General features: G+C 61.5%; 16 protein-coding genes. 11 read left to right on the top strand and 5 right to left on the bottom strand.

The window, feature by feature from the left end; genetic code table 11:
* Window positions 1-76: 76 nt before the first annotated feature.
* From NJC38_RS11480 to NJC38_RS11460, 5 genes are all read right to left on the bottom strand, one after another.
* A complete protein-coding gene (locus tag NJC38_RS11480) occupies window positions 77-622 on the bottom strand; it encodes an NUDIX hydrolase (RefSeq protein ID WP_045494180.1) in 546 nt (181 codons plus the stop codon).
* 15 nt (window positions 623-637) lie between these two features.
* Window positions 638-1,708, bottom strand: coding sequence for a DUF2333 family protein (locus NJC38_RS11475; protein WP_045487043.1), 1,071 nt, complete (start codon window positions 1,706-1,708; stop codon window positions 638-640).
* 317 nt (window positions 1,709-2,025) lie between these two features.
* Entirely contained in the window at window positions 2,026-3,519 is a 1,494-nt protein-coding gene (locus NJC38_RS11470; RefSeq protein ID WP_253114696.1) for a class I SAM-dependent methyltransferase, read from the bottom strand.
* Window positions 3,520-3,588: 69 nt separating this feature from the next.
* Complete coding sequence (locus NJC38_RS11465) at window positions 3,589-5,916, bottom strand: TonB-dependent siderophore receptor (RefSeq protein ID WP_253114693.1); 2,328 nt, start codon at window positions 5,914-5,916, stop codon at window positions 3,589-3,591.
* 404 nt (window positions 5,917-6,320) lie between these two features.
* A complete protein-coding gene (locus NJC38_RS11460; RefSeq protein WP_253114689.1) occupies window positions 6,321-7,232 on the bottom strand; it encodes a LysR family transcriptional regulator in 912 nt (303 codons plus the stop codon).
* Window positions 7,233-7,357: 125 nt separating this feature from the next.
* Here NJC38_RS11460 and NJC38_RS11455 point away from each other — a divergent pair, with 125 nt between their 5' ends.
* From NJC38_RS11455 to fis, 11 genes are all read left to right on the top strand, one after another.
* Window positions 7,358-8,704 carry an aspartate aminotransferase family protein gene (locus NJC38_RS11455; protein ID WP_253114687.1) on the top strand — a complete coding sequence of 449 codons (1,347 nt, stop codon included), beginning with the start codon at window positions 7,358-7,360 and terminating at the stop codon, window positions 8,702-8,704.
* Window positions 8,705-9,001, top strand: coding sequence for a cupin domain-containing protein (locus NJC38_RS11450; RefSeq protein WP_253114684.1), 297 nt, complete (start codon window positions 8,705-8,707; stop codon window positions 8,999-9,001).
* A 232-nt stretch (window positions 9,002-9,233) separates the two neighbouring features.
* Complete coding sequence (locus tag NJC38_RS11445; protein ID WP_253114682.1) at window positions 9,234-10,889, top strand: diguanylate cyclase; 1,656 nt, start codon at window positions 9,234-9,236, stop codon at window positions 10,887-10,889.
* A gap of 82 nt (window positions 10,890-10,971) precedes the next feature.
* Window positions 10,972-12,759, top strand: coding sequence for a protein-disulfide reductase DsbD (locus NJC38_RS11440; RefSeq protein ID WP_253114679.1), 1,788 nt, complete (start codon window positions 10,972-10,974; stop codon window positions 12,757-12,759).
* A 126-nt stretch (window positions 12,760-12,885) separates the two neighbouring features.
* A complete protein-coding gene (aroQ, locus tag NJC38_RS11435; protein WP_045486985.1) occupies window positions 12,886-13,338 on the top strand; it encodes a type II 3-dehydroquinate dehydratase in 453 nt (150 codons plus the stop codon).
* A 62-nt stretch (window positions 13,339-13,400) separates the two neighbouring features.
* Window positions 13,401-13,859, top strand: a complete 459-nt coding sequence (accB, locus tag NJC38_RS11430) for an acetyl-CoA carboxylase biotin carboxyl carrier protein (RefSeq protein WP_253114676.1) — start codon at window positions 13,401-13,403, stop codon at window positions 13,857-13,859.
* Between the two features lie 17 nt (window positions 13,860-13,876).
* The gene (gene accC, locus NJC38_RS11425; RefSeq protein ID WP_045486979.1) at window positions 13,877-15,223 is read left to right on the top strand and encodes an acetyl-CoA carboxylase biotin carboxylase subunit; all 1,347 of its coding nucleotides are present in this window, start codon (window positions 13,877-13,879) and stop codon (window positions 15,221-15,223) included.
* A gap of 185 nt (window positions 15,224-15,408) precedes the next feature.
* Window positions 15,409-16,287, top strand: a complete 879-nt coding sequence (gene prmA / locus NJC38_RS11420) for a 50S ribosomal protein L11 methyltransferase (RefSeq protein ID WP_253114662.1) — start codon at window positions 15,409-15,411, stop codon at window positions 16,285-16,287.
* A 24-nt stretch (window positions 16,288-16,311) separates the two neighbouring features.
* Window positions 16,312-17,697 carry a DUF3426 domain-containing protein gene (locus NJC38_RS11415; RefSeq protein ID WP_253114659.1) on the top strand — a complete coding sequence of 462 codons (1,386 nt, stop codon included), beginning with the start codon at window positions 16,312-16,314 and terminating at the stop codon, window positions 17,695-17,697.
* A 314-nt stretch (window positions 17,698-18,011) separates the two neighbouring features.
* Window positions 18,012-19,025 (top strand): tRNA dihydrouridine synthase DusB, encoded by a 1,014-nt coding sequence (dusB, locus tag NJC38_RS11410; RefSeq protein WP_045486970.1) that lies wholly within the window; start codon window positions 18,012-18,014, stop codon window positions 19,023-19,025.
* Window positions 19,022-19,342, top strand: a complete 321-nt coding sequence (gene fis / locus NJC38_RS11405) for a DNA-binding transcriptional regulator Fis (protein WP_045486967.1) — start codon at window positions 19,022-19,024, stop codon at window positions 19,340-19,342. Before dusB ends, fis begins: the two co-directional genes overlap by 4 nt.
* The last annotated feature ends 55 nt before the right edge of the window (window positions 19,343-19,397 follow it).

Here is a 19,397-nt window from a genome sequence, read left to right as displayed (position 1 = left end):
CGGGCAACGACACTGCCCGAAGGCCGCGCAGTGTAACGGCAAATTTCCTGATTGCTAAGGGCCGGAATGCGGCAATTTACTGGGTTTTTGCGACCTGCTGCAGATAGGTCTGCAACGCCACCAGCGAGTCGGGGCAGCAAGGCTTTTGTTCACTCAGGCGCCGAGCCTGCTCGATGGGCAGGAAACAGGCTTCCAGGACCTCTTCTGGCTGCAACCGCAACGGGCTGTCCGAGACCGCCGAGAACACCGCGCACCAAAGCCGGTTGCCGCGCTCGTCAAACAGGAAACGGCCGTGATCTCGCAACGCCACACCGCCCACCCCCAGCTCTTCTTCGAGTTCGCGGGCCGCTGATTCAGCGTAAGTTTCATCCGGCTGGACCATGCCGCCGGCCGCAACATCCCAGTAGCCGGGATAAACGGCTTTGCTCAAGGTGCGACGATGCACACACAGCTCGCCGACAGAGTTGAATAACAGGATGAAGGTGCCACGGCCGATCAGCCCCTTGTCGCGCAGCTCGGCACGCGGCACACCGCCGAGCAGGCGGTCCTGTTCATCGACCCAGGCCACCAGCTCAGCGTCGGAGGCCGCCCGATGAGCGGCCTCCTGTTCCAGCGTAGTCACTGACTCACTCACCCCTTAACCCTGCGACAGCAACTGACGCAGGTCGATGACCGCGGCGTTGGCCCGCGAGATGTAGTTGGCCATTACCAGCGAGTGGTTGGCCAGCACGCCGAAGCCGTTGCCGTTAAGGATCATCGGGCTCCACACCGCAGCCTGCGACGCTTCCAGTTCGCGGATGATCTGGCGGACGCTGACCGTGGCATTCTTCTTGGCCAGCACGTCGGCGAAGTCGACCTCGATGGCGCGCAGCAAATGCGAAAGCGCCCAGGCCTGACCACGGGCCTCGTAAAACACGTTGTCGATCTGCATCCAAGGGGTTTCGACCACTTCTTCGTCAACCTTCAATACTTCACCGGGCTTGACGTTGATGTTGTCGGTACGCGCAGCAGCATTGAGCTTGACCTGGCCGACACTGGCCGACAGCCGCTGGGACATTGAGCCCAGGCGGGTTCCGACATCACCCAGCCAGCTGTTCAGGTTGTCGGCGCGGGCATAGAACTGCGCACCGTTCTGGCTCGCCAGACGAGCCTGGTAACGGCTCAGGGCGTTGATCCCTTCCTGGTACTGCGACTCGCTGGAAGGCATGATCCAGCTGCGATCATTGAAGTTGAACAGTTGTTCGGCACGTGCCAGATCGCCGTCTTCGGTCGATTGCGACTGGGAGCGGGCAAAGTCCTTGCGCAGGGCCCGGTTCAGGTCACGTACCTGGACCAGTACGCCGTATTCCCAGCTCGGCATGTTGTCCAGCCACACCCCTGGTGGAAAGCGGTCGTTGGCCAGGTAACCACCGGGTTTGTTGAGCAGGGTGCCGGTCACCGACTTGAGGGTTTCAACGGTGGTGTAGCCGATCACCATCTGTTTGCCTTCACGCTCGGCGGCGGCCTGGGCGTTCTGCTGGACCGGAAACAGGCCTGGTTCGTTGCTCCAGTACCAGCCAACCAGAGCGGTCACTAACAGGTAGATGAGGACCAGTACGCCGAGGGCGCGGCTGAAGAAGATCCCGCCCAGATAGCCGCGTCTTTTGACCGCAGCCGTGTCGGCAGGGCGTTCGTCCGCGCTGCCTGCGCGGTTTTTCCAATCCAGCATGTCAGGGTCCTTTCGGTGGTTGGGCTCAGAAGCTGTGACCGCAACCTTACCCCAAGGTGCGTTTGCCCGGCACCCATTGCGTGTTTTTTGTCGGTGTGCAGGTCGCTGGGCAGCGATTGGGCGTCGCAATGCGACTTCGGTAAATGGCCGTAGGAGCGGATTTATCCGCGAAGACCTTTCGACCAGCGCAAGGCTTTTTGCCGCGGTTGACTGGACCGCGGGTTCCGCCCCGACGGGCGGGTTCCTTTGGGGCGCCAAAGGAACCAAAGCGCTTGCTCCTGGCTTGGGTCCGCCCTGCGGGCGAACTTCCCTCTGTTTTAAACCACGCCCAGTTGTTGCCATACCGGCAAGATTTGTCGCTCGAACGCTTCCAGCTCGGCGTCCAGCCCGGTTTCTGTGGCCTGGATGTTCAGTTGCCGGGCGCTGGCCAGTGCGGTTTGTTTGAGCAGTTTGCCGCGCAATTGCGGGTAGTCCAGCAAGACCCGTGCGAGCAGCATCTGCAGCGGGCTGGCAGCCACTGCCGAGCCCAGGGTCGGGGCGGCCAGCCATTGGTAGGTTTCGCCCTTGAGCGCGCGTTCGCTGATCACCCGGTTCAGGGCCTGGCAACGTTCGACGTCCAGTTCGCCCGGCAGCAGCGGATGTACATGGCCAGCCCAGGCCAGCATTTGCAAGGCCGGGCTGATCGCGCCGGTCTGGCCGCCAAGCGCTGGCAGCCCGGCCAGGCTGGCGAAGGTCTGTGGATAATCGGCCAGCGCCTTGAGCAACGGCCCGAACAACCCGACCGGTCCCTGGACCGGGCCGATCCGGGTATCGAATTCGATTGGCCCGGCCAGCGGCGCGCCGGGCAGCCGGGTCACACATTGTTGCCACAGCGCCTGACGATGCTGGCCGGTGGTCAGTGCTGCGACACCGCGCTTCTGGAACAGGTCGCAACGGTCCGACTGGTTGCGTGCCAGGTCTTTGAACAATTCCCGCTCGGCGACACCGGGCAGTTGATTGAGCAGCGCCAGGACGTTGCCCGGCACCGAGACTTCATCGATGTTTTCCAGCGCCGTGGCGCTGCCGATGAAGTCACAGGCCAGCTCACTCATTTGCTCGATCAGTTCGCCGCTGTTGATCGAGCTCCAGTGTTCGTTGAGCAGCTCATGGGCCACGTAATGCACATGGCGGCTGGCCAGGCTTTGCAGGTAAATGCTGGCCTGCGGGTGCTCGGCGAAGAACCCCACGCGGGCGCTGGCCATGCCTTGCAGCAGGTTCAGGGCAGCGCTGACCCGCTGCTCAAGGCTGCCCGTCGCCCCTTGCACATGACGGCGCAACAACTGCTGCAACGGGCCCAGGAAGAACAACCCCGGCTGGCTCATATACCCCAGGTAAGCCAGCCCGCCGGGCTTGAGCAACTGCGCGACAGCCTGGCGCATCTCGCCTTGCACCGCCGGGCTGACCCAGGAGTAGACCCCGTGGCTGATCACAAAATCGAATGCATCATGCGCACAAGATTCAGAAAAATCACGGAAGTTCGCCTCGATAAACTCGATATTGGCCACCCCGGCCGCAGCGGCCAGCGCGCGGCCATGCGCTATATGTCGGGGGTTGATATCCACCGCCACAAAGTGCCCGTTGGGGTTGGCAGCGGCGTTGATGACGGCGCCATAGCCCTGCCCGCAACCCAGTTCACAGCTGCGGTAGGCGCGGCTGATATCCGGCACCGCACGGCCCAGCGCGGTGCCAACAAAGGCCAGCCAGTTGGGGGTGGCCTGGGTCTGGAAGTGATGCGGGTAGGCAACGTCGGTGAGGTAGCTGGCAGAACTCATGGTGATTCCTGAAAACGCAAAGACCGCCTCATAGCGAAGCGGTCATTGCAGGCGGTAACGCTCAGCTCATCAGAACGACGCGGTAACCGAAGCGTAGAACGAACGGCCTGGCTCGTTGTAGGTGTTGGCGCCCTGACTGGTGCCCTGCCCTTCACGGTACATGCGCTTGTCGAACAGGTTGTTGATACCGGCACCCACCGACAGGTTCTTGCTGAACTCGTAGCTGCCGCCGACGCCCCACAGGTGGTAAGGATCACGGGTGGACAAGGCATTGGCTGCGGTGATCGGCCCCGAAGACGGCAGGGTCGGGTTCAGGGTACGCGGCTCCTGTTTGCCATACCAGGTGGCGTTGAGGTTCAGCGCCAGCTTGTCAGTGGCCTGCCAGTCGAGGAACGAGTTGATGGTGTACTCCGGGATCACCGACAGCGGCTGGCCGGTACGATCAGCATTTTCATCCATATAGGTGAAGTTGGTGCTCCAGCTCAGCGTCTCGCCACGCTCGCCCAGCAACGGCACGGTCAGGTTACCTTCCCAGCCCTTGACCACCGCGTCGGTGGCGTTTTCCCAACGCAGCACTGGCGAGGCGTTGGTGCCGCCGGTGGCCAGTTCACGCACGGTAATGCCCGAGGTGATCTTGTTGTCGTAGTCGTTGCGGAAGTAGGTCAGGCCTGCGCTCCAGCCATCACGATCGAAGCTGATGCCGATTTCCTTGTTGACGCTGACTTCTGGCTCAAGGCTGTCATTGCCCAGGATGTAGCACCCGCCACCGAGGTTGAAGGTCGGATCACAACCCATGCCCATGCTGAACAGCAGGTAGTTGGGGTTGGACTGGTACAGGTTCGGTGCCTTGAAGGCCCGGGCGATACCGCCTTTGAGGGTGATATCGGGGGTCAGTTTGTACGAGGTGTTGAGGCTCGGGCTCCAGTTGGAGCCGAACTGGTCATGGTGGTCCAGACGCACGCCGGGGGTCAGCATCCAGTCCGGGGTCAGTTCGATGTTGTCCTCGATGAACACGGCGGCGATGGTTGCGTCCATATCGGTCGGCCGCGCCCCGGCCACCGAATTAGGCAGCGCAGAACCGCCGGAGCCGGCACCGCTGACGGTCTGGTTGAGCGCCGACGGGTCATCGAGCGTCTGCCGGTTCCATTCGGCGCCGATGGTCAGCACCTGATGCACCAACATCTCCAGCGGGATGTTCACCTCACCACTGACCAGGAAGCTGTCGTAATCGCTGGTGATCTCGCTGGCATCGGCGTTGATGTTGCCGTCGCTGCCGCCCGACAAGCCTTCCTGCAGGCGGCGGTTCTGGGTGCCTTCGTACTGCGCGGTCAGCTTCGAGGTGCCGAACGCCCAATCGCCCTGATGGGTAATCGAGTAGGTCTGACGGTACAGGGTGTTGGTTTCACGGCCATACAGCGCCGAAATACGCTCTTGCAGGGCCGCCGAGTCGTTGATCGCATCGCCGCCGGTGTCGCCCGCGTAGATATTGCCCTGACGGCTGTAGCCGGCTTCAAAGTCGATGGTCTGCGCCTCATCCAGGCGCCACGACAGCAGGCCGTTGATGTCCTTGTTACGCACCCCTTCACGACCGGCAGCGTAGGTTGGCGAAATACCATCAGCCGCCGCTGCCGCATCGGTCTTGGCCCAGTTGATGTCCAGATCGTCGGCATCGGTCTTGTTGAGGTTGCCGTAGACCCGAAAGCTCAGCGCGTCGGTCAGCGGACCGGCGAGGCTGAAATTGGTGCGTTTGGTCACCCCTTCGGCGTCGTCTTCAGGCAGGTTGGTGTAAGCGGTGATCGAGCCTTGCAGCCTGTCGGTCGGGCGCTTGGTGATGATGTTCACCACCCCGCCCATGGAGCCGGAACCATAACGGGCCGCCGCCGGGCCACGCAGCACTTCGATGCGCTCGATCATTTCAGCCGGCACCCAGTTGCTGTCGCCACGGGTATCGCGCTCGCCGGTACGGGTCATGCGCACCGAGTTACGCGAAGTCACCGGCTTGCCGTCGATCAGGATCAGGGTGTTTTCCGGGCCCATGCCGCGCAGGTCGATCTGCCGGTTGTTGCCACGGCTGCCGGTGGTGCTGTTGCCGGTCAGGTTGACGCCGGGCATCTTGCGCACGATCTCGGAAATGTCGTTGACCGGCGGGCGCTTCTTGAGGTCTTCGGCGGTGATGATGGACACGCCCGACGCCTGCTTGAGCTCCTGCTCGGCGGTGCCGATGACATGGGTATCGCCCAGTTCCAGCGCGTCTGGCGAGCCATCGGCAGGCAGTACGCTGTCCGGTTTGACCGCTTCGTCAGCGGCTGCGCTGATCACTTCGGCAGCGCCGACCGGCGCACTGCAGGCCAGAACGATGGCTGACGCCAGCAGGTTAGGCTTGTACTTCGGATTCATGTCCATCTTCCCCATTGATCGTGCGCCCGAGACGGGCAGAAAAACGGCGGAAAAGGCTTTATCCAAACCTGCTTAATAGTGCCTGAAACCTTGCTCCAGAGGTTCCCCCGCCGCTCCAACGGGACGGAATGATATTTAATCTCATATGGGAGTAAATTGTTTTTACGTTATTTACACAGCCTGGAAGGCAACTGACCGCTGTCACGCACATGTTTGCCCCGCGCAAACAAGACACCCTCTAAAGCCAATACTGTTCAGTTAAGTACTGCATGCCTTTGTAGGAGCGACCTTGGTCGCGAAGAGGGCGGCACATTCGCAGCAGATGTAGTGTTTTTACTGGCCTCTTCGCGAGCAGAGCTCGCTCCCACTGTGGGCATACAGTGCTTAAGTGACCAGTATTGCCTCTAAAGCGAGTGCTGCAACGCCTCGAGAAAGTGGTCCAGCACCAGGTTCTGGCGGCGCCCCTTGCGGGTGGCAATCGCCAGCCGGGCCTCGAAGAACAACCGCTGCGGGCAGAGCGCTGCCATCAACCCCTTCTCCACCCACACTGCCGCGTAATGGTCAGGCAAAAAGCCGATGTAGCTACCGGTGAGGATCAGAAAAGCAATCCCTTCGCGGTCACTGGCCGAAGCCACGCAGTTGAGCAACTGGTGCAAACCGATCGCCTCGGCGGTCATCCGGTAACTGGGCACCACGGCATCGAAATCCTGCAGTTCTTCGTTGCTCACCAAGGCGGCGCGGGCGAACAGTGGGTGTTCATGGCTGCAGTACAGGTTGGAGCGTTCTTCGTAAAGCCGTGTGTAATCGAGTCCCGACAACGGAGCGATCAGTGGAATCGCACCGACATGCAGGCGCCCGTCGAGCAGGCCGCGCTCAATCTCACCCGGGGTGCTCATGCTCAGGTTGATGCGCACCCCGGTGCCCTCGCCACGCACGGCCTTGAGCGCCCGGGTGATACGCATCTTCGGCTGGGTGACCAGGTTGTTGACGATACCGATGTTCAGGTCGCCGCGCAGTTGCCGGTGCATCAGGTTCACTTCACTGCGAAAGCCTTCGATGGCCGCCAGCAGCGTGTCGCTGGCGCGCAGTACCTCACGGCCCTCATCGGTCAGGGCAAAGCCGGCCCGGCCGCGCTGGCAAAGCCGCATGCCCAGGCGCTTTTCCAGATCACTCATGTGCAGGCTGATCGCCGAGCGGCTGATGCCCAGTGCGCCTTCGGCTGCGGAAAAACTGCCGCACTCGACCACGGTTTTGAAAAGCCGCAGCAGGCGCAGGTCGAAATCACTCACCTGGCTGAGCGGCGGTTTACGCGCCATGGGATTCACGCCTCATAGGTGAGTCATTCAATAACTTAACTTTAGAAGATATAGATTTAACTCACCCATTGCGCAGGCACAAGCTGTCGTCATCCATAACCCCTCATAACAACAGGGTTCACCTCATGAATCAGGCTCTGCAGCAAACCCCTTCGCTGGCCAGTCAGCTCAAGCTGGACGCCCACTGGATGCCGTTTTCGGCCAACCGCAACTTCAAGCGCGACCCGCGCCTGATTGTCGGGGCAGAAGGTAGCTGGCTGATTGATGACCAGGGCCGGCGCATCTATGACGGCCTGTCAGGTTTGTGGACCTGCGGCGCGGGTCACTCGCGCAAGGAAATCCAGGAAGCGGTAGCCAAACAGTTGGGCACCCTGGATTACTCACCGGCCTTCCAGTACGGCCACCCGCTGTCATTCAAGCTGGCAGAGAAAATCACCAGTCTGACCCCGGCCGGCCTGGATCATGTGTTCTTCACCGGCTCCGGCTCCGAGAGCGCCGACACCTCGGTGAAACTGGCGCGTGCCTACTGGCGCCTGAAAGGCCAGGCACAGAAAACCAAACTGATCGGCCGCGCCCGCGGCTATCACGGCGTGAACATCGCCGGCACCTCACTGGGCGGGATAGGCGGCAATCGCAAGATGTTCGGCCAGTTCATGGACGTCGATCACCTGCCGCACACCTTGCAGCCGCATCTGGCCTTTACCAAAGGCGCGGCTGAAACCGGCGGTGTCGAGCTGGCCAATGAACTGCTGAAACTGATCGAACTGCATGACGCCTCGAACATCGCGGCGGTCATCGTCGAGCCGATGTCCGGCTCGGCCGGTGTCATTGTGCCGCCAGTGGGCTACCTCAAGCGTCTGCGCGAGATCTGTGACCAGCACAATATCCTGCTGATCTTTGACGAAGTGATCACGGCCTTTGGCCGCATGGGTAAATGGACCGGCGCCGAGTACTTCGGTGTTACCCCGGACATCATGAACATCGCCAAGCAGGTGACCAACGGTGCCATCCCGATGGGCGCAGTCGTCGCCAGCAGCGAGATCTACAACACTTTCATGAGCCAGAACCTGCCCGAGCACGCGGTCGAATTCTCCCACGGCTATACCTACTCGGCGCACCCGGTGGCCTGCGCGGCCGGTATCGCTTCGCTGGAGCTGCTGGAAAAGGAAAACCTGGTGCAGCAATCCGCCGAACTGGCACCGCACTTCGAGAACGCCATCCATGGCCTTAAAGGCGCACAACATGTGATCGACATCCGCAACTGCGGGCTGGCGGGCGCCCTGCAACTGGCCCCCCGCGACGGCGACCCGATCGTGCGTCCGTTCGAAGCGGGCATGGCGCTGTGGAAAGCCGGCTTTTATGTGCGCTTTGGCGGCGATACCCTGCAGTTCGGCCCGACCTTCAACGCCCAGCCGCAGGATCTGGACCGGATGTTCGATGCCGTTGGCCAGGCTTTGCAGGGCGTCAAGTAAATGAGCCCGCGTCCACAGGCCGTGCCGAAGGTACAGGTCGATAACGAGCAGGTGACCATCACCGAGTGGCGCTTCGCGCCGGGTGCCGAGACTGGCTTGCATCGCCATGGCTATGACTATGTGGTGGTGCCGCTGACCAGCGGCACCTTGCTGTTGGAAACCCCTGAGGGCGATAAATACGCACCCTTGGGAGCTGGGCAGAGCTACTTTCGCAAAGCCGGTGTTGAACACAATGTGATCAACGCCAGTGACCATGAAGTGGTATTCGTCGAGACCGAACTCAAACCGCAGCGTTAATAGCCAGCTGGCAGCCAGCGCTGCCAGATTGATCAAAGCTTCAGGCGCGAAGACGTTCTGCGCCTGAAGCTGACGCCCCTTCCGACGAACGGTCGTCAGCGGTAAATAAATCGTCATAAAAAAGTGTGCGCCTTTTTGACGGTTTGGTGACCTGCGGCACACCACGGCAAAGATGACGGTGCTAGCATAGCGCCATCAACCCTCCTTTAGCCGCCTCTCCAGCAGCCCGCCAATGACCGAAGCATCTGATCCCAGTCGCGAGCGTCTCAAGCTTTATTTTGCCCAGCGGGTCGTGCTTCAGGTGCGGCAGATCCTTGAGATTTGGCAACGCCTGCATAAAGGCGAGTGGACGCCGACTGATCTGGATGAGCTCAAGGAAGCGGCGCGGGATCTGTTACGCAGTGCGGAACGCTTCGGGCAGACCGAGCATTTGCGTCTGGGGCAGCAGCTTGGTGATCTGGTCGCCAGCCTGCAAGCCAACCAGGGCCGGCTTAACAGCGAGTTGATCAGTGAAATCAGCCTGCTGATGCAGCAACTTTCGCAAACCGGCCTGCGTCATGGAGACCGGCTGCAGCAGACCACCCTGCCGCCTCTGCGCACGCCTGTTTATATTGCCTTGCGTCACCGCGAAGACAGTGAACAATTGGCCCGGCAACTGGAGTTCTTCGGGTGCGCAGCGCTGGCGCTGGATAACGTGGCCAGCCTGCACACGGCACTGCAACAGCGCCAGCCGGCGGCCATTATCATGGATGTTGATTTTTCCTCCCCCGGCGCAGGCCTGAAGCTGGCGACAGACTTGCAGCACACTCTGCCCGTCAGAGCGCCGTTGCTGTTTTTCAGTCGTGACGAAGCTGATACCCCCACTCGCCTGGCGGCGGTGCGCGCCGGTGGCGATGAGTTCCTGACCGGTTCGCTGGACGCCTCGATTCTGCTGGAAAAGATCGAAACCCTGACCCGCGCCGATGGCTATGAGCCGTACAAGGTGTTGATCATCGACGATTCGCGCTCGCAGGCCCTCTACACCGAGCAGGCACTCAATAGCGCAGGCATCGTCACCCGGATCTTGCTGGACCCGATCCAGGCCATGAGCGAGCTGGCGCAGTTTCAGCCAGACCTGATCATCCTCGATATGTATATGCCGGGCTGCACGGGGCGGGAGCTGGCCAAGGTCATTCGTCACAATGATCGTTATGTCGGCGTACCGATCATCTACCTGTCGGCCGAGGACGACCTGGACAAACAGCTTGATGCACTGAGCGAGGCAGGTGATGACTTCCTGACCAAACCGATCAAGCCCAGGCATCTGGTGACCACGGTGCGCAACCGCGTCAACCGGGCCCGGCATTTGAAGGCACGCATGATCCGCGACAGCCTGACCGGGCTGTACAACCACACGCATATCCTCCAGTGCCTTGAAGACTGCTGCTTTCAGGCCCGCCGCGACAATAAGCCGCTGTGCTTCGCGATGCTGGATATCGACCACTTCAAAAGGGTCAATGACAGCCACGGCCACCCCATGGGCGACCGGGTGATCAAAAGCCTGGCGCTGTTTCTCAAGCAACGGCTGCGCAAGACTGATCTGATCGGCCGCTATGGTGGCGAAGAGTTCGCCATTGTCATGCCCGACACCGACCTCTACAACGCCCATAAGGTGCTGGACAGGATCCGTCAGGGCTTTGCCGAAGTGCATTACCCCGCACAACCACTGGACCTGGCCTGTACCTTCAGCGCCGGGGTGGTCAGCCTGCATCCGCAAGACGATAGCCAGACCCTGGCCGCTCTGGCCGACAGTACGCTGTACCGCGCCAAGAAGTCCGGGCGCAATCAGGTCCAGTCAGCCTTGAATACAGCAAACCACGCACTTGAACTGCCGGCCATCGAGGCCTGAAACCCGCTCTTACAAACCGCTCTCCAGCACAATCCGGCGCGCTTGGTTATCATGCGCACCTTTGCCGCGATTTGAGGTTGCCATGCGCCGCCTGCTACTGATCATGCTGTTGCTGCTCACCCTTCCCGTCCAGGCTCAGGCTTCCGGCCTGCTGGACAGCCGCCCCTCGGCAACGCTGGGCAGCTCGACCCTGGATAACAGCAAGCAATTTCTGCCGGTCCGCCAGGCTTTCCAGTTGAGCCTGATCGAAGCCACGCCGCAGGCGGTCAAGCTGCGCCTGGTGGCGGCTGACGGCTATTACCTGTATCGCCATCGCTTCCAGTTCCGCAGCGAGCCGGCCGATGCCGGCCTGGGCGAAGCGCGCCTGCCCGCCGGTGAACAGAAGCATGACGAGTACTTCGGCGACGTGGAGGTCTATCACGGCATCGTCGATATCGAGCTGCCGCGCAACCCCGATGAGCAACGCCCGTTCACCCTGGCCGTCACTTATCAGGGCTGCGCCGACCACGGCCTGTGCTACCCACCGGAAACCGAACGGCTGGACATCGGCAATGTGGCTGGTGCAACGGCCAGCGCCACAGGTAGCGCAGCGGTACAGCCCTGGAGCTGGAAAGAACTGGCGCTGTTTCTGCTGGCCGGCATCGGCCTGACCTTTACCCCGTGCGTACTGCCGATGCTGCCGATTCTGTCTGGCGTGGTGATGCGCGGTCAGGTCGGCGGGTTGCGGGGCTTGAGCCTGTCGCTGGCCTATGTGCTGCCCATGGCGGCCTGTTTTGCGCTGCTGGGCGCACTGATGGGCGTGTTCGGCGCCAGCCTCAACCTGCAGGCCCGCCTGCAATCGGCCTGGGTGCTGGTGCCGTTCGCGCTGTTTTTCGTGGTGTTCGCGCTGGCCATGTTCGGCGCCTTTCAACTGCGTCTGCCGGATGCGCTCAGTTCAAGGCTCGATCGCATCGCCGGCAAAACCCAGGGCGGGTCGTTGTGGGGTGCGGCGGTACTGGGCGTGTTGTCCAGCCTGCTGGTGTCGCCTTGCGTGTCTGCGCCGCTGGCCGGTGCGTTGCTCTATATAAGCGCCAGCGGCGATGCCATCGGTGGCGCCCTGAAGCTGTTCGCGCTGGGGCTGGGCATGGGCTTGCCACTGATTGTGGTCGGCACCGGCGGTGCCACCTGGCTGCCGAAAAGCGGCCCGTGGCTTGAAACGGTAAAGAACGCCATTGGCGTGTTGCTGCTGGGCCTGGCCATCGGCCTGCTCAGCCGGGTACTGCCCGGCGAGATCACCCTGCTGCTGATCGGCCTGCTGGCGGCCGGCGTTGCGCTGTTTCTGGGTACGCTGAATTTCAGCGAAAAAACCACCCGCCAGACCCTTGCGCAACTACTCGGTCTGTTTTTACTGGTCTACGCTCTGGCGTGCTGGTACGGCGCACTCAAGGGCGAAACCGATCCGTTGCGGCCACTGGGCAGGCCCCAGGCGGTAGCCATGGGTGTCGCCAGCGTGACCGGCGAAAGCCAGTGGCATACCATCCGCACCAGCGGCGAGCTGGAGGCGGCGCTGGAAGCGGCGCGCAATGCCGGGCAGCCACTGGTCCTGGACTGGTACGCCGACTGGTGCATCAGTTGCAAGGTCATCGAGCATGAGGTGCTGCCCGACCCGCAAGTGGTTGCCCGTCTGTCGGCTTTTAGCCGGGTGCGTTTCGACATGACCGAGAGCAACGCCGAGCAACGCGCGCTGCTCGACCGCTACAAGCTGTTTGGTCCGCCAGCGCTGCTATTTTTCGATAAAAGCGGCGAAGAGCTGAAAAGTGTGCGGGTTGTCGGCGAAATCGATGCCAACGGCCTTATCGAGCGGTTAAACGGGGCAAATGACCAGATCTAACATCTGGGTCACAAATTTTGCGCGATTATCGCTTATCGTGTTGACTACTGTTGTTAACTGGACAGATCTTGACCCTTGCGGCATAGTCGCGGCACAAAAACGCTCGTGAATAAAAAGGAATCGACGATGGCGACCCTGCTGGTCCTGCATGGCCCGAACCTGAATCTGCTCGGCACCCGTGAACCCGGTGTGTATGGCACCACCACCCTGGCGCAGATCAACCAGGACCTGGAGCAGCGCGCCCGCGATGCCGGCCATCACCTGATGTACCTGCAAAGCAACGCCGAGTATGAATTGATCGATCGCATTCACGCTGCCCGCGATGAGGGAGTGGACTTCATCGTCATCAATCCGGCAGCGTTCACGCACACTAGCGTGGCAATACGTGACGCGATCATGGGAGTGAGCATCCCATTCATCGAAGTGCATTTATCGAACGTGCATAAACGCGAACCTTTCCGTCATCACTCCTACTTCTCCGATGTTGCGGTAGGAGTGATCTGCGGCCTGGGCGCCAGCGGATACCGCATGGCCCTGGAAGCCGCCCTGGAACATTTGGCCAAGAACGCCAAGCCTTGACCGGCACGGCCTGAACCGGCTGCCGAATTGCACCCTACAGACCCTTTGGGAGTTGATGATTAATGGATATCCGTAAAGTCAAGAAACTGATCGAACTGCTGGAAGAGTCCGGTATCGACGAACTGGAAATCCGTGAAGGCGAAGAATCCGTACGGATCAGCCGTCACAGCAAGACTCCAGCCCAGCCGTACTACGCGCCGGCTCCGGTTGCCGCCCCGGTCGCCGCTGCACCGGCCCCGGCTGCCGCACCAGCCGCTGACGCTGCACCTGCTGCGCCCAAGTTCAACGGTAACGCCGTCAAGTCGCCAATGGTCGGCACCTTCTACCGCACGCCTTCGCCGACCTCGCCGGCATTCGTTGAAGTGGGCCAGACCGTCAAGAAAGGCGACACCCTGTGCATCGTCGAAGCGATGAAAATGATGAACCACATCGAAGCCGAAACCAGCGGCGTGATCGAGTCCATCCTGGTAGAGAACGGCCAGCCGGTTGAGTTCGACCAGCCGCTGTTCACCATCGTTTGAACCAGGGAGACCCTGCGATGCTGGAAAAAGTCCTGATCGCCAACCGCGGCGAAATCGCCTTGCGCATCTTGCGTGCCTGTAAGGAACTGGGCATCAAGACCGTCGCTGTGCACTCCACGGCCGACCGTGAGCTGATGCACCTGGGCCTGGCGGACGAAACTGTCTGTATCGGTCCGGCCATCGCTACCCAGTCGTACCTGAACATTCCGGCGATCATCTCGGCGGCGGAAGTGACCGGCGCCACGGCGATCCACCCTGGCTACGGTTTCCTGGCAGAAAACGCCGACTTCGCCGAGCAGGTCGAAAAATCCGGTTTTGCCTTCATCGGCCCGAAAGCCGACACCATTCGCCTGATGGGCGACAAGGTTTCGGCCAAGGACGCGATGATCAAGAGCGGCGTACCGACCGTACCCGGCTCTGACGGCCCGCTGCCTGAAGACGAAGAAACCGCACTGGCCATCGCCCGCGAGGTTGGCTACCCGGTGATCATCAAGGCCGCCGGTGGCGGTGGTGGTCGCGGCATGCGTGTGGTGCACAAGGAAGAGGACCTGATTTCCTCGGCCAAGCTGACCCGTACCGAAGCCGGTGCTGCGTTCGGCAACCCGATGGTGTACCTCGAGAAGTTCCTGACCAACCCGCGTCACGTGGAAGTTCAGGTACTGTCCGACGGCCAGGGCAACGCAATCCACCTGGGTGACCGCGACTGCTCGCTGCAACGCCGCCACCAGAAAGTACTCGAAGAAGCGCCGGCACCGGGCATCGACGAGCAGGCTCGCCAGGAAGTTTTCGATCGCTGCGTACGCGCATGTATCGAAATCGGCTACCGCGGTGCGGGCACGTTCGAATTCCTGTACGAGAACGGTCGGTTCTACTTCATCGAGATGAACACCCGCGTACAGGTCGAACACCCGGTTTCGGAAATGGTCACCGGTATCGACATCGTCAAGGAGATGCTCAGCATCGCCGCCGGCAACAAACTCTCGTACACCCAGGATGACGTCGTCATCAACGGTCACGCACTGGAGTGCCGGATCAACGCTGAAGATGCCCGCACCTTCATCCCGAGCCCGGGCCTGGTCAAGCACTTCCATGCACCAGGCGGCAACGGTGTGCGTGTCGACTCGCACCTGTACAGCGGCTACAAGGTCCCGGCCAACTACGACTCGCTGATCGGCAAGCTGATCACCTGGGGCGCCACCCGCGACGAGGCCATGGCCCGTATGCGCAACGCGCTGGACGAGATCGTGGTCGATGGCATCAAGACCAACATCCCGCTGCACCGTGATCTGACCCGTGATGCAGGCTTCTGCAAAGGCGGCGTCAACATCCACTATCTGGAACACAAGCTGGCCAGCGAGAAGTAATTCTCTGTACAGCGTGATGCGACAGATCTACAGACCCCGCCTCGGCGGGGTCTGTGCGTTTTCAGCCAGCGTTCGGATAGCACTGCGACATCCGGACAGTTTGCCGAGCAAACCCTTCACAAGCTTTTGACGCAGACCTGAAGTAAACTGCGCGGCTTTCCTGTCATTTTCATAGGTACACCGCCATGCCATGGCTGCAAGTCCGCCTCGCCATCAGCCCGGAACAAGCCGAGACCTACGAGAACGCCCTGCTTGAAGTCGGCGCGGTCTCGGTCACGTTCATGGACGCGGAAGACCAGCCGATCTTCGAGCCCGAACTCAACACCACGCCGCTGTGGGCCCACACCCACCTGCTGGCGCTGTTCGAGGCCGACACCGATGCCGACCTGGCGTTGGCCCACCTGCGCCTGCTGACCGATGCCGAGCTGCCCGAACACAGCGCCGAAGTGATCGAGGATCAGGACTGGGAACGCAGCTGGATGGATGACTTCAAACCCATGCAGTTTGGCCAGCGCCTGTGGATCGTGCCGAGCTGGCATGCCGCACCGCAACCGGACGCCGTAAATCTGCTGCTCGATCCGGGCCTGGCCTTCGGCACCGGCACCCACCCGACTACCGGCCTGTGCCTGGAATGGCTTGACGGCCAGGACCTGAACGGCTGCACGGTACTGGATTTTGGCTGCGGCTCGGGCATTCTGGCCATCGCCGCCCTGCTGCTGGGCGCAGAGCTGGCGGTCGGTACTGACATCGACGTTCAGGCCCTGGAGGCTTCGCGCGACAACGCAGGACGCAACGGCATCGCTGCCGAACGCCTGCCGCTGTACCTGCCCGAGGCCTTGCCGGCCGAGCCGGCCGATGTGCTGGTCGCCAATATCCTGGCCGGCCCGCTGGTGTCCCTGGCACCGCAACTGGCCAGCCTGGTCAAGCCGGGCGGCCGCCTGGCGCTGTCAGGCATCCTGGCCGAACAGGGCGAAGAAGTGGCGGCAGCCTATGCCGACACCTTCGACCTTGACCCGATCGCCGACCGTGATGGCTGGGTACGCATCACCGGCCGTCGCCGCTGATCGCTGCCTGAGCCGGAGCGCCGCATGACCGACAGTTTCGTCACCCAGTGTCCGCACTGCCAGACCAGCTTCAAAGTCAACCATGCGCAGCTGAGCGTAGCGCGCGGCGTGGTGCGTTGCGGGTCATGCCTGCAGGTATTCAACGCCGCCAAACAATTGCTGGAGCAAAGCCATCAGCAGCGCACCGCGCTCGCCCCACTGCCTGCTCCCGCAGAGCCGGCAGCGCTGGCGGAGCCCGAGGCCGTCACTGAACCGTCAGCGCAAGCGCCGCTTGAGCCGGCGCCGTTAGCCGCAGAGCCGCCCGCTACCGTGCCAGTGGTTGCCGAACCAGCACCGCCGGCCATCAACGCCGCGCCCGGCGAAGACTACTGGCATGTCAGCGAACTGGATCTGGACAGCCTGGACCTGGACGAAGAGCTGGCACGCCTGGAGCAGCGTGAAATCCAGCTGGCCGAGTCGGTTGCCACTGCCGATGCACGCGCCCCGCAAGCAAGCCTCAGCGCACGACGCGACGCAGCACCGGGCGAAGCCGGCGAGTGGATCGCCAGCCTGGCCAATGACGATGTCGAGCAATTGCCTGAAGTACATGCCGAAGTCATCCGCGCCAGAGAGCCAGAACCTGAGCCGGATGAACCGGACCAACCCATCGTTGAACCCGCTGCCGCCCACGAAACCCGCACCGAGCCCTCGTTGTCACTGACCAGCGTCACGGACGACGACAAGGGACCGGATTTCACTGCACTGGAGCTGCGCAAGCAGCCCTCGGGGCACAGCGCCCGCCTTTCGGCGCTCGACGACGAAGACGAGCCGGCGCCGGACGATGACGATCATGATCCGCGTGGCCGCAGCGAGCCTGCCCTGCGTGACAAACCGCTGGTGGACCTGACCGACGACCCGCTGCAGCTCGACTGGCAGCGCCCCAAGCCGCGCTGGGGCCGGCGTCTGTTATGGATAACCCTGATTACCCTGGCGCTCAGTGGCCTGGCCGGGCAGTACATCTGGTATCACTTCGATCATCTGGCCCGCCAGGATCAGTATCGCCCCTGGTTCCAGCAGTTGTGCCCGCAACTGGGCTGCAAGGTGCCATCGAAGGTCGACATCAACCAGCTCAAGAGCAGCAATCTGGTGGTACGCAGCCACCCGGAGTTTCAGGGCGCGCTGGTGGTCGATGCGATCATTTATAACCGTGCATCCTTTTCCCAGCCCTTTCCGCTGCTGGAGCTGCGCTTTGCCGATACCAGCGGTCAGTTGATCGCCAGTCGTCGCTTCAAACCCGGCGAGTATCTGTCAGGCGAAATGGCCGGCAAGGAAGAGATGCCACCCCAGACGCCGATCCACATTGCACTGGACATCCTCGATCCAGGCGCCAAAGCCGTGAACTACAGCCTCAATTTTCGCTCCCCGGAATAGCCTCTGCGGCCAGCACGGCGGTCCGGGGCAACCGGACGCCGCCCCGGCATAACGAACAGTTGCCTGCATGATCGCTGCTGTTCGTTGGTAAAACCTGAAAAACCGAACGATTAGTGATAAGCATCGAGCTGTTCAGATTTTATCCAATTCAGCCTTTATCCAGTCATCGAGAGCGGGTATCATGCCAACCCTTTTTCAAACTCCCGGTTCGGTCTGGCCGCTGTGCAAGCAGTTGGACGGGCGAACCGTTGCAGACCGTGTGCAACGGTAATCATGCGGCCTGTGGATGATTCGGCCCCTTTATAGGTAACGCTATGTCGGTGGTACGCATCGGCCCATATACATTGCAGAACGGCTTGATTCTCGCTCCGATGGCGGGCGTCACCGACCAGCCTTTCCGTCAGTTGTGCCGCCAGATGGGCGCCGGGCTGGTGGTTTCGGAAATGGTCACCAGTGACATGAGCCTGTGGAACAGCCGCAAATCGCGCCTGCGCATGATCCACGAAGGTGATCCCGAGCCACGCTCGGTACAGATCGCCGGTGGTGATCCGCAGATGCTGGCCAGTGCGGCCCGTGCCAATGTCGAACTGGGCGCCCAGATCATCGACATCAACATGGGTTGTCCGGCCAAGAAGGTATGCAACAAGGCAGCAGGTTCAGCGCTGCTCAAAGACGAACAACTGGTGACCGAGATCCTGCACGCCGTGGTGGCCGCAGTCGATGTGCCGGTCACCCTGAAGATCCGCACCGGCTGGGACCGTGACAACAAGAACGGCCTGACTGTCGCGAAGATTGCCGAGCAGGCCGGTATCCAGGCCCTGGCAGTTCACGGGCGGACCCGTGCGGACCTCTACACCGGCGAAGCCGAGTACGACACCATCGCCGCGATCAAGCAGGCGGTGTCGATCCCGGTGTTTGCCAACGGCGACATAGATTCACCCGAAAAGGCCCGGTATGTGCTGCAAGCGACCGGCGCCGATGGTTTGTTGATTGGCCGGGCAGCTCAAGGGCGCCCGTGGATTTTCCGCGAGATAGAGCATTACCTGCGCACCGGCATGATCCTGCCCGCCCCTTCGCTGGTTGAAGTGGAGCAGATCCTGCTGGAGCACCTGACCGCCCTGCACGCGTTTTACGGCGATGTAATGGGCGTGCGCATCGCGCGCAAGCATGTCGGCTGGTATCTCGCAACCTTGCCGGGCGCCAGGGAGTTTCGCGCCCACTTCAATCGTTTGGACGATACGCAACAACAATGCGCCAACATCCGGGAGTTCTTCAGCCAAGGCTGTCAGGGCCCGGATAACGAAAATGAAGAAGAGGTGGCCGCATGACGATGATGACCGAGACTTTAGTGAGTGGAACAACACCCGTGAGCGACAATGTCAATTTGAAACAGCACCTGAACACGCCGAGCGAAGAGGGCCAGACCCTGCGCGGCAGTGTCGAGAAGGCGCTGCACAATTATTTCGCCCACCTCGAAGGCGCCAACGTCACTGACGTGTACAACCTGGTGTTGTCCGAAGTCGAGGCACCATTGCTCGAAAGCGTCATGAATTACGTCAAGGGTAACCAGACCAAAGCCTCTGAAGTTCTGGGCCTCAATCGCGGCACCTTGCGCAAGAAACTCAAGCAGTACGACTTGCTGTAAGCATTGCAGACCAACCAAGGCGACCCACCCACCGGTCGCCTTTTTTGCTGATTAC

The organism is Pseudomonas sp. 21LCFQ010, from assembly GCF_024129905.1.
GTDB lineage: Bacteria > Pseudomonadota > Gammaproteobacteria > Pseudomonadales > Pseudomonadaceae > Aquipseudomonas.
The sequence above is the reverse complement of the archived record's forward strand: the minus strand, read 5'-3'. Positions and strand labels throughout refer to the sequence as shown.

Bases quoted from the DNA above. Each gene is read 5' to 3' on its own strand.
- dusB (WP_045486970.1), top strand. From the start codon at position 18,012: ATGTCGGTGGTACGCATCGGCCCATATACATTGCAGAACGGCTTGATT.
- NJC38_RS11470 (WP_253114696.1), bottom strand. From the start codon at position 3,519: ATGAGTTCTGCCAGCTACCTCACCGACGTTGCCTACCCGCATCACTTC.
- NJC38_RS11415 (WP_253114659.1), top strand. From the start codon at position 16,312: ATGACCGACAGTTTCGTCACCCAGTGTCCGCACTGCCAGACCAGCTTC.
- prmA (WP_253114662.1), top strand. From the start codon at position 15,409: ATGCCATGGCTGCAAGTCCGCCTCGCCATCAGCCCGGAACAAGCCGAG.
- accC (WP_045486979.1), top strand. From the start codon at position 13,877: ATGCTGGAAAAAGTCCTGATCGCCAACCGCGGCGAAATCGCCTTGCGC.
- NJC38_RS11455 (WP_253114687.1), top strand. From the start codon at position 7,358: ATGAATCAGGCTCTGCAGCAAACCCCTTCGCTGGCCAGTCAGCTCAAG.
- fis (WP_045486967.1), top strand. From the start codon at position 19,022: ATGACGATGATGACCGAGACTTTAGTGAGTGGAACAACACCCGTGAGC.
- NJC38_RS11450 (WP_253114684.1), top strand. From the start codon at position 8,705: ATGAGCCCGCGTCCACAGGCCGTGCCGAAGGTACAGGTCGATAACGAG.
- accB (WP_253114676.1), top strand. From the start codon at position 13,401: ATGGATATCCGTAAAGTCAAGAAACTGATCGAACTGCTGGAAGAGTCC.
- NJC38_RS11460 (WP_253114689.1), bottom strand. From the start codon at position 7,232: ATGGCGCGTAAACCGCCGCTCAGCCAGGTGAGTGATTTCGACCTGCGC.
- NJC38_RS11445 (WP_253114682.1), top strand. From the start codon at position 9,234: ATGACCGAAGCATCTGATCCCAGTCGCGAGCGTCTCAAGCTTTATTTT.
- NJC38_RS11440 (WP_253114679.1), top strand. From the start codon at position 10,972: ATGCGCCGCCTGCTACTGATCATGCTGTTGCTGCTCACCCTTCCCGTC.
- aroQ (WP_045486985.1), top strand. From the start codon at position 12,886: ATGGCGACCCTGCTGGTCCTGCATGGCCCGAACCTGAATCTGCTCGGC.
- NJC38_RS11475 (WP_045487043.1), bottom strand. From the start codon at position 1,708: ATGCTGGATTGGAAAAACCGCGCAGGCAGCGCGGACGAACGCCCTGCC.
- NJC38_RS11465 (WP_253114693.1), bottom strand. From the start codon at position 5,916: ATGAATCCGAAGTACAAGCCTAACCTGCTGGCGTCAGCCATCGTTCTG.